The 9,839-nt window shown below is 63.5% G+C and carries 10 protein-coding genes; 3 read left to right on the forward strand and 7 right to left on the reverse strand.

The features are described 5' to 3' along the window. The 3 genes from ACIQ17_RS25720 to ACIQ17_RS25730 form a co-directional block, all read left to right on the forward strand. Window positions 1–1,013: autotransporter outer membrane beta-barrel domain-containing protein (locus ACIQ17_RS25720; protein ID WP_398472116.1), on the forward strand; the 1,013-nt coding region annotated here is incomplete at its 5' end. A gap of 323 nt (window positions 1,014–1,336) precedes the next feature. Continuing rightward, entirely contained in the window at window positions 1,337–2,905 is a 1,569-nt protein-coding gene (locus tag ACIQ17_RS25725) for a DEAD/DEAH box helicase (RefSeq protein ID WP_398472117.1), read from the forward strand. A gap of 118 nt (window positions 2,906–3,023) precedes the next feature. Next, on the forward strand, window positions 3,024–4,091 hold the full coding sequence (locus ACIQ17_RS25730; RefSeq protein WP_398472119.1) for a GGDEF domain-containing protein: 1,068 nt from the start codon (window positions 3,024–3,026) through the stop codon (window positions 4,089–4,091). Between the two features lie 84 nt (window positions 4,092–4,175). Here the strand turns inward: ACIQ17_RS25730 and ACIQ17_RS25735 are convergent, their stop codons facing one another. The 7 genes from ACIQ17_RS25735 to sufB form a co-directional block, all read right to left on the reverse strand. Further along, the gene (locus ACIQ17_RS25735; RefSeq protein WP_398472120.1) at window positions 4,176–4,586 is read right to left on the reverse strand and encodes a TfoX/Sxy family protein; all 411 of its coding nucleotides are present in this window, start codon (window positions 4,584–4,586) and stop codon (window positions 4,176–4,178) included. A gap of 150 nt (window positions 4,587–4,736) precedes the next feature. Further along, complete coding sequence (locus ACIQ17_RS25740) at window positions 4,737–5,141, reverse strand: HesB/IscA family protein (RefSeq protein ID WP_398472121.1); 405 nt, start codon at window positions 5,139–5,141, stop codon at window positions 4,737–4,739. A gap of 59 nt (window positions 5,142–5,200) precedes the next feature. Continuing rightward, entirely contained in the window at window positions 5,201–5,572 is a 372-nt protein-coding gene (locus ACIQ17_RS25745; protein WP_398472123.1) for an SUF system Fe-S cluster assembly protein, read from the reverse strand. Further along, a complete protein-coding gene (locus tag ACIQ17_RS25750) occupies window positions 5,569–6,816 on the reverse strand; it encodes a cysteine desulfurase (RefSeq protein ID WP_398472124.1) in 1,248 nt (415 codons plus the stop codon). Before ACIQ17_RS25750 ends, ACIQ17_RS25745 begins: the two co-directional genes overlap by 4 nt. Continuing rightward, window positions 6,813–8,132, reverse strand: a complete 1,320-nt coding sequence (gene sufD / locus ACIQ17_RS25755) for a Fe-S cluster assembly protein SufD (RefSeq protein ID WP_398472125.1) — start codon at window positions 8,130–8,132, stop codon at window positions 6,813–6,815. The genes ACIQ17_RS25750 and sufD overlap by 4 nt, the downstream gene beginning before the upstream one ends. An 11-nt stretch (window positions 8,133–8,143) precedes the next feature. Next, the gene (gene sufC, locus ACIQ17_RS25760; RefSeq protein WP_398472126.1) at window positions 8,144–8,902 is read right to left on the reverse strand and encodes a Fe-S cluster assembly ATPase SufC; all 759 of its coding nucleotides are present in this window, start codon (window positions 8,900–8,902) and stop codon (window positions 8,144–8,146) included. A gap of 143 nt (window positions 8,903–9,045) precedes the next feature. After that, window positions 9,046–9,839 (reverse strand): Fe-S cluster assembly protein SufB (sufB, locus tag ACIQ17_RS25765; RefSeq protein ID WP_398472128.1); only part of this gene is annotated, 794 nt, incomplete at its 5' end.

Below are 9,839 nucleotides of genomic sequence, written 5' to 3' on the forward strand. Positions count from 1 at the left end.
CCATGAACCAGTTCATGGGGATGATGACCGATCCGTTTGTCGATGGCCGCAGCAATGGCGCGACAGCCGCTGCGGGGGACACCATGGCCTATGCTGCGCAGCGCAGCCCGACCGATGCGTTTGCCTCACTGCCGAAGGCATCGCCGCTCGCGCCGGAGCCACTGCAGCGCTGGAGCGTATGGGCCGCCGCATTCGGCGGATCGCAGACGACCGCTGGCAATGCGGTGACAGGCTCGACCACGGCGACCAGCCGCCTCTATGGCACCGCCGTCGGCGCGGATTACAGGATCGCGCCGAGCACCCTCGCCGGCTTCGCGCTGGCCGGCGGCGGCACGAGCTTCGGCGTCAACGGCCAGGGCTCCGGCCGCTCCGACCTGTTCCAGGCCGGCGCCTTCCTGCGCCATACGATCGGCGCGACCTATATCTCCGCCGCTTTCGCCTATGGCTGGCAGGACATCACCACCGATCGCACGCTGATGCTCGGCGGCATGGATCAATTGCGCGCGCGCTTCAATGCGAATGCGTATTCCGGCCGTATAGAGGCCGGCCATCGCTTTGTCGCACCGCTCGCAGGCGGCATCGGCCTCACGCCCTACATCGCCGGCCAGGTCACGAGCTTCGACCTACCGTCCTATGCCGAGAGCCTCGTTGCCGGCACCGGCACCTTCGCCCTCGCCTATGCCGGCAAGAGCGCCATGGCTGCGCGGAGCGAACTCGGCCTGCGCGCCGACAAGTCCTTCGCGCTCGATGCCACGGTGCTGACATTGCGCGGCCGTGCCGCCTGGGCACACGATGCCAACACGGATCGCAGCGTCAGCGCGACCTTCCAGTCGCTCCCCGGCGCGAGCTTCACGGTGCACGGCGCGGCGCTGGCCCGCAACGCCGCGCTCACGACGGCCTCGGCCGAACTGAAATGGATGAACGGCTGGTCCGTCGCCGGCACCTTCGAAGGCGAGTTCTCGGAGGTGACGACGAGCTATGCCGGCAAGGGCGTGGTGCGCTACGCGTGGTAGGCCCGAAAGCCCCATTTTCTGGCCATTTTCCCGAAAACATTAAGCTTTTTGGGCAGTTCCAATGCTGCGGTGCATTGACTTCCGGAGATTCCGGCCTATGTTCCGGCTCGAAGCGGCCCGGTATCGAAACGCGATATCTCGAGTAAGCCGCCTGTCAGCGCCCAGCGATCCCCGTGCATGTTTGCGTGCCGCTCCGGGGGTAGGCGTGATGGTTTTTCCGAGAATCCAAGCGGCGGTTTCGACCAGAGGCATGATCTCGATACGGCATCGAATGAGCGATACCCCGTTAGTCGATAGCATCATGGCCCCATAACAGAGGCTCAATGTCCTTTTCCAATCTCGGCCTGTCCGACAAGGTTCTCGCCGCCGTCACGGCCGCTGGCTACACCACCCCCACCCCCATTCAGGAACAGGCGATCCCCCACGCCCTCGCCCGCAAGGACGTGCTCGGCATCGCCCAGACCGGTACCGGCAAGACCGCAGCCTTCGTGCTGCCGATGCTGACCATGCTCGAAAAGGGCCGCGCCCGCGCCCGCATGCCGCGCACGCTGATCCTCGAGCCGACCCGCGAACTCGCCGCGCAGGTGAAGGAGCAGTTCGACAAATACGGCGCCGGCCAGAAACTCAATGTCGCGCTGCTGATCGGCGGCGTCTCGTTCGGCGACCAGGACATGAAGCTGACCCGCGGCGTCGACGTCCTTATCGCCACCCCGGGCCGCCTGCTCGACCACACCGAGCGCGGCGGGTTGCTGCTCACCGGTGTCGAATTGCTGGTGATCGACGAAGCCGACCGCATGCTCGACATGGGCTTCATCCCGGACATCGAACGCATCTGCAAGCTGGTGCCGTTCACCCGCCAGACGCTGTTCTTCACGGCGACCATGCCGCCGGAAATCCGCCGCATCACCGAGACCTTCCTGCACAATCCGGTGAAGATCGAAGTCGCCAAGCCGGCGACCGCCGCCTCCACCATCACCCAGTCGCAGGTCGCCGTGTCCCGCGACGACTGGCAGAAGCGCGACGTGCTCCGCACGCTGCTGCGCGAAGCCGAAGACCTCAAGAACGCGATCATTTTCTGTAACCGCAAGCGCGAAGTGGCGACGCTCGCAAAATCGCTGCAGAAGCACGGTTTCGCCGTCGGCGCCCTGCATGGCGACATGGAGCAGTCCGCCCGCCTCGCCGCGCTGGACCAGTTCCGCAAGGGCGAACTGCCGCTCCTTGTCGCTTCCGACGTCGCCGCCCGCGGCCTCGACATTCCGGCGGTGAGCCATGTCTTCAATTTCGACATCCCGCATCACTCCGACGACTATGTGCACCGCATCGGCCGTACCGGCCGCGCCGGCCGCACCGGTTTCGCCATCTCGCTGGTCTCGCCTTCGGACCAGAAGTCCATGGCCGCCGTCGAGAAGCTGATCGGCACCAGCATCGCCAAGCACGAAAGCGCCGCCCTCGACGCTATGCCGGCCGCAGAGGAAGCTGCTGAGGGCAGCGAGGCCCCGCGTTCGGGCCGTCGCCGCAGCGGCAATCGCGAAGCCAACGAGGACGCCCCGCGCGGCCGCCGTGATGGCCGTCGCGAGCGTTCAGGCCGTCCGGAGCGGGAAGCCCGCCCCGAGCGTGCCGCGCGTCCGGAACGCGAGGCACGTGCGCCCGCCAGCGAGACCCGCGCCCCCGAGAACGACGCCCCGCGTGAACGCAAGCCGCGCCGCGACCGCGATCGTCGCCCCAGCGAGGACCGCAATGGCCAGCAGCCGGCTGCAGCGGCAAACGCCGCCCTGCCGCCGTCCATCGGCCGCCCGCAGGCCCCGCGCCCGCGTCGCGAGGAGGACTTCGAGCCAGGCGATCACTCTCATCTGCCCGCCTTCCTTCTGCGTCCGATCCGGGCACGCGCATAGGTAGCATTTTCGGCGGTCATTTACCGACGATTCACGAAATTCCCCTAACTTCGCTGCGATATTTTTGACATTTCGCAATGAGGGCGGCGCGATGTAGCGTCGCTTGGGGACACAGGACGTGACCGCTCATCTCGACGACCTTGAACGCACATTGGCGTTCGCCGACATCGCGCTCGGACAAATCCGCTCCCTGCGCCAGCCAGCCATCCCGCGCAATTACGAGATCTGGTACGTCTATGCGACCGGCTACAATCCGGCGCTCAACAAGGTGATCAACGAGACGCTGGCCCGCACCGGCCGCCTTACCGACGCCGATCTCGACCAGATCCACGACACCTATCTGTCCCAGGCCCGCGTCACCGATCGCATCGATCAGGTCGGTTCGCGGGTCATCGGCGAGATCGACGACGTGATGACGCTGATCAACGATGCCCTCAACATGGCCGTCACTTTCAATGCCAGTCTTTCCGGGGCCAGCAAGAGCCTCGACGCCGCCCGCGATCCCGCGGCGATTAAGGCCGTGATCGAGACGCTGGTGAAATCCACGCGCGAGGCACACGACACCAACAAGGCACTGGAAGAGCGCCTGCTGTTTTCGCGCAGCGAAGTCAGCGTGCTGCAGCAGAGTCTCGAAGCCATCCGCGCCGAAAGCCTGACCGATCCCCTCACCGCACTCGGCAACCGCAAATATTTCGACCGCGCGCTGATGACGGCCATCGAGACCGCCCAGAAGCGCGGCGAGCCGCTGTCGCTCCTGATGCTCGACATCGATCACTTCAAGTCGTTCAACGACAATTACGGCCATCTCACCGGCGACCAGGTGCTGCGTCTCGTCGGTATGTCATTGAAGCAGACGATCAAGGGCCAGGACATCACGGCGCGCTATGGCGGCGAGGAATTCGCCGTTGTGCTGCCGAACACGCCGCTGCGCCAGGCGCTGACGGTGGCGGATCACATCCGCCGCGCCGTCATGTCGAAAGAGTTGAAGAAGAAATCGACAGGCGAGATTCTGGGCCGCGTGACCATATCGGTCGGCGTCTCGATGCTGCAGAACGGCGACGACATGGACACGCTGATCGGCCGCGCCGATGCGTGTCTCTATGCCGCGAAACGCAACGGCCGCAATCGCGTGATCTGCGAGGTCGATCCGGAGTATCAGAGCGAGATCACGTTCCAGGTGGCGTAATAGCGCACTGCCGTAGGGCGGATGAGGCGAAGCCGTAATCCGCCATTCCTCGCCACACGATGTCGGCCGGCGGATTACGCTTCGCTAATCCGCCCTACGCTTCTTTGCCTTCGCGACTTTCTTCGTCGCCTTCTTCGCGACCTTCTTTTTCACAGACCGCTTCTTGCTGGCCTTCGCCAGCGCCGCGCGAATGGCGGCGGCATGCGCCGTGCGCGCCCAGTCCGTCACTTCATCGGGGTCGTCATAGAGCCGCTCCGGCAATCGCCAATAGGAGGCGATCATCCGCAGTTTGCCCTTCATCTCATATTGAAAGCACTGCGATCCCTCAGCCTCGAAACGCGGGATCGAGTCCTCATCGGCGCGCAGATAGATCGCCCCGCGCAGCACTAGCGCGAAGTTGATGCCGTCAGCGGAGACGCCAAAGCCGGAAAACATCCGGCGGATCGTCACCGGGCCGAAGCCGGCGAACAGTTCGGAGAGGAATTCGCGGTCCATGGGGGAAGTGTAGGATGACGCGCGTCAATGCTCAATTGTCGTCACCCGGCTTGACCGGGTGATCCAGTAGACACTGCGAGAACTGAGTTTACTGGATCGCCCGGTCCTAGCGCGCAATTGCGCGCACGGCCGGGCGACGACAGATGAAGTTCAATCCACCTTCGCCGGCTGCAACTGCACCGACTCGCCGCAACCGCACGCGCTGATCTGGTTCGGGTTGTTGAACACGAACTGCGCCTGCATCTTGTCGGTCTTGTAGTCCATCTCGGTGCCGAGCAGGAACAGCACGGCCTTGGGATCGACCAGGATCTTGACGCCCTTGTCCTCGACGACCTCGTCGGTGGGCTTCACGTCATGGGCGTATTCGACGGTGTAGGACTGGCCGGCGCAGCCGCCATTCTTGATGCCGACGCGCAGCCCGATGATCTCGGAATCCGCACGCTGGGTCAGCGCCATCACGCGCGCAGCCGCAGCATCCGTCAGCCGCATCACCTGCGGCTTCGGGCGCGGCTTCGGCTTGGCGGGTGCTGGTGCGTTCGGTGTCATCTCAGTCATGTGTTCAGTCCCTTGGGCGGTTCAAGGCCGCCAACGGCGAATTCAGTTGGACGCCGGTCTCACCACATATTGAGCACGAGGCGAGCCTCGTCGCTCATCCGGTCCGGCGTCCAGGTCGGTTCCCAGACAATGTTGACCTTGACGATCCCCGCGCCGGGGACGCTGGCCACGGCGTTCTCCACCATGGTCGGCAGCTCTTCCGCCGCCGGACAGTTCGGCGTAGTCAGCGTCATGTCGATATCGATGCCGCGATCGTCCTTGATGTCGACCTTGTAGATCAGGCCGAGCTCGTAGATGTCGGCCGGAATTTCCGGATCGAACACGGTCTTCAGCGCGGCGACGATTTCCGTGCCCATGCGCTCGGTCTCGGCCGGATCCAGCGCGGAGACGGTTTCCATCTCCGGAATCTTCACCTCTGCGGTGTCACTCATGCGAAAAGCTCCCGTGCCTTGATCAACGCCTGCGCGAGATGATCGATTTCTTCGCGGGTATTATACAGTCCGAACGACGCGCGGCAGGTGGCCGTGACATTGAATCGTTCCAGAAGCGGCATCACGCAATGGGTGCCGGCGCGCACCGCTATGCCCTGGCGGTCGATCACGGTGGCGATGTCATGGGCATGGGCGCCCTTGAGCTCGAACGAGATCACCGGACCTTTGGTCTTCGCCGAGCCGAAGATGCGCAGCGAATTGATCTCGCGCAGCTTGCCCTCTGCGTAAGACAGCAAGTCATGCTCATGCGCCGCGATGCGCTCGCGGCCGATCGAGTTCACATAGTCGATGGCTGCACCGAGGCCGATGGCCTCGACGATCGCCGGCGTGCCGGCTTCGAACTTGTGCGGCGGATCGCCATAGGTGACCCAGTCCTTCGCCACTTCGCGGATCATCTCGCCACCGCCGGCATAAGGCCGCATGGCTGCGAGGCGATCATATTTGCCGTAGAGCACGCCGATGCCGGTCGGGCCATAAAGCTTATGACCGGTGAAGACGTAGAAGTCGCAATCGATGTCCTGCACGTCGACAACGCCGTGCACGGCAGCCTGGCTGCCATCCACCAGCACCGGAATGCCGCGGGCATGGGCGATGGCCGTGACTTCCTTGACCGGCACCTGCGTGCCCAGCGCATTCGACATCTGGGTGATGGCGACGATCTTGGTGCGATCGGTGAGCAGCTTTTCGAACTCGTCGATCAGGAAGTTGCCTTCGTCATCGACGGGCGCCCACTTGATGACAGCGCCATGGCGTTCGCGCAAAAAGTGCCAGGGCACGATGTTCGAATGGTGCTCCATGATGGAGACCACGATCTCGTCGCCTTCCTTGATGTTGTCACCGCCGAAGCTGGCAGCCACCGTGTTGAGCGCGTCGGTGGCGTTGCGGGTGAAGATGATCTCTTCCGGCCGCTTCGCATTGAGGAAGTGCTGCACCTTGATGCGCGCGCCCTCATAGGCTTCCGTCGCCGCATTGGCGAGGTAATGCAGCCCGCGATGCACATTGGCATATTCGGACTTGTAGGCCTCGGTCATGCGATCGAGCACGGCATTCGGCTTCTGAGCCGAGGCCGCGTTATCGAGATAGACCAGCGGCTTGCCATAGACCTGCATCGCCAGCGCCGGGAAATCCTCGCGGATCAGCGCGACGTCGTAGGAGCCGTTGATGACCGCCGGATGATCACTCATGCACGCGTCCCCAGCCAGCGCTCGGCCGCGCCGATGGCGACGTCACGCAGGTCATCATTGACGATGGACTCGAGCGCTTCACCCACGAAGGCCTGGATCAGCAACGCCTGCGCTTCTTTCTCGGGAAGGCCGCGGGCGCGCAGATAGAACAGCAGGCTGTCATCGAGCGCGCCGACCGTGGCGCCGTGGCCGCACTGCACGTCATCGGCGAAGATTTCGAGCTCGGGTTTGTTGTCGATCTCGGCATCATCAGAGAGCAACAGCGCACGCGACATCATCTTGCCGTCGGTCTGCTGGGCGATCTGATGCACATTGATCTTGCCCTGGAACACCGAATGGGCGCGATCGTCGAGCACGGCGCGGAAGTTTTCGCGGCTGAGGCAGCCCGGCGTGGCATGGTCGATCACGAAGGTGCAATCGCCATGCTGCTGGCCGCGCAGCAGATGGATGCTGTTGGTGGAGAGCTCGGTGCCCTCGCCTGCCAGCGTGATGAAACTCTGATAGCGGCTGACGCTGCCACCGGTGGTCAGGCTGAACGTGTTGAACTTCGACTTCGCACCGACGGTGACGATGGCGCTGGCGATGCTGGCCGCATCGAGCGCGTCTTCCATCACGCGGACATGCTGCAGGTCGCTGTGGTCACCGACCCAGATCACGGTGGTGTCATGGACCTGATAGGCCTTGGCAGCTTCGGTCGCGACAAAGGTCTCGACCAGCGTCACCTTCGCATTGTTGCCGATGCGGATCAGCGAACGCGTAAAGGATGCCGCCTTCGGCTTCGTCGTCACATGAACAATCTGCAGCGGCTTCTCACGATCGGTGCCATCCGCGACGCTAATGATCACGCCATCGGTGGCGAAGGCCGCGTTGAGCGCGAGCATCGGATCATGGACCTTGCTGAGCAGCAGGTCAGCACGCGCGGCACTGGCGTCATCCGCCAGCACGGCGCTGAGCGCATGCACGGTCACACCGTTGCCGGCCGAGAGGTCCGAGAGATCGGCGGCGAGCACGCCATCGACCAGCACCAGCTTCTGCGTATCGCCATCCTTCAGCGCAGCGACAGCCTTGCGGGCTTCATCCAGCGCGGCTTGATCCGGCGCGGCAGCGAGCGGCGCGACATCGCCTAGCAGCTTGCGCAGGTCCGTATATTTCCATTCCTCGACACGTCGGTTCGGCAAGCCGCTGACAGAAAACGTGTCATAGGCGCGCTGGCGCGTCTCGGTGACGGGCCCCGAGCCCGGCAGACGACCGCGTGCGGCGGCAAAGGTGCCATCCAGCGTCGCGCCCGTCGTGGTCTTTGCTACAGCTACATTCATGATTGTCTCACTCAGGCTGCCGCGTCTTCATACTGGGCGTAGCCGGACGCTTCGAGTTCGAGCGCCAGCTCCTTGCCGCCGGTCTTCACGACACGGCCCTTCGACATCACATGCACGTGGTCCGGCACGATGTAGTTCAGCAGGCGCTGATAGTGGGTGATCACCACCATGGCGCGGTCGCTCGAACGCAGCGCATTCACGCCTTCCGAAGCGATGCGCAGCGCGTCGATGTCGAGACCGGAATCCATTTCGTCGAGGATGCAGAGGCTCGGCTGGAACAGCGCCATCTGCAGCACTTCGTTGCGCTTCTTCTCACCACCGGAGAAGCCGACATTGACGCCGCGGCGGAGCATGTCCTGCGGGATGTTCAGCGAAGCGGCGACTTCGCGCACCTTCTTGAGGAAGTCCGGGGTCGAGAACTCGTCCTCACCGCGCGCCTTGCGCTGCGCGTTCAGCGCGGTGCGCAGGAAAGTCATGGTGGCAACGCCGGGGATTTCCACCGGATACTGGAAGGCGAGGAACACGCCCTTGGCGGCGCGCTCGTCCGGCTCCATCTCCAAGAGGTCTTCGCCCTTGAACAGGATCTCGCCGCCGGTGACTTCATAGCCTGGCTTGCCGGCGATGACGTGGGACAGCGTGGACTTGCCCGAACCGTTCGGGCCCATGATGGCATGCACCTCGCCGGCATTCACGGTCATGGTCAGCCCATGGAGAATCTCGCGATCCTCGACACGGACTTGCAGATTCTTCACTTCGAGCAGAGCGGGCATTTTCGTTTTCCTTGTGTACTGGGCATCGCCCTGAGGAGCGCGCTCTTGCGCGCGTCTCGAAGGACGGACCGAAACGGTGTCTTCCAACTCACCCTTCGAGACGCCGCTGCGCGGCTCCTCAGGGTGAGGACCTGTGCGTGACTTTAGCCGACGCTGCCTTCGAGCGAGATCGAGATCAGCTTCTGCGCTTCAACAGCGAATTCCATCGGCAGCTGCTGCAGCACGTCCTTGACGAAGCCGTTCACCACGAGGCCGACGGCCTCTTCCTGGCTCAGACCGCGCTGGATGCAGTAGAACAGCACGTCTTCCGAAATCTTCGACGTGGTCGCTTCGTGCTCGAACAGGGCCGAGGAATTTTTCGCCTCGATATACGGCACCGTATGCGCGCCGCACTGATCGCCAATCAGCAGCGAGTCACAGGCCGTGAAGTTGCGCGCGTTCTTCGCCTTGCGGTTCGCCGTGACGAGACCGCGATAGGTGTTCTGCGACTTGCCTGCGGCGATGCCCTTGGAGATGATCCGGCTCGTGGTGTTGTTGCCGAGATGGATCATCTTGGTGCCGCTATCGACCTGCTGATAGCCGTTCGAAATGGCGATCGAATAGAATTCGCCACGCGAGTTGTCGCCGCGGAGAATACAGCTCGGATATTTCCAGGTGATCGCCGAACCGGTCTCGACCTGGGTCCAGGAGATCTTGGAGTTGTTGCCACGGCAGTCGCCACGCTTGGTGACGAAATTGTAGATGCCGCCCTTGCCTTCCGAATTGCCCGGATACCAGTTCTGCACCGTTGAATATTTGATCTCGGCATCGTCGAGGGTGACGAGCTCGACCACGGCGGCATGCAACTGGTTCTCGTCGCGCTGCGGCGCCGTGCAGCCTTCGAGATAGGACACGTAAGCGCCCTTGTCGGCGATGATCAGCGTGCGCTCGAACTGGC

The organism is Tardiphaga sp., from assembly GCF_044340795.1.
In the GTDB taxonomy this organism is placed as follows: Bacteria; Pseudomonadota; Alphaproteobacteria; order Rhizobiales; family Xanthobacteraceae; genus Tardiphaga.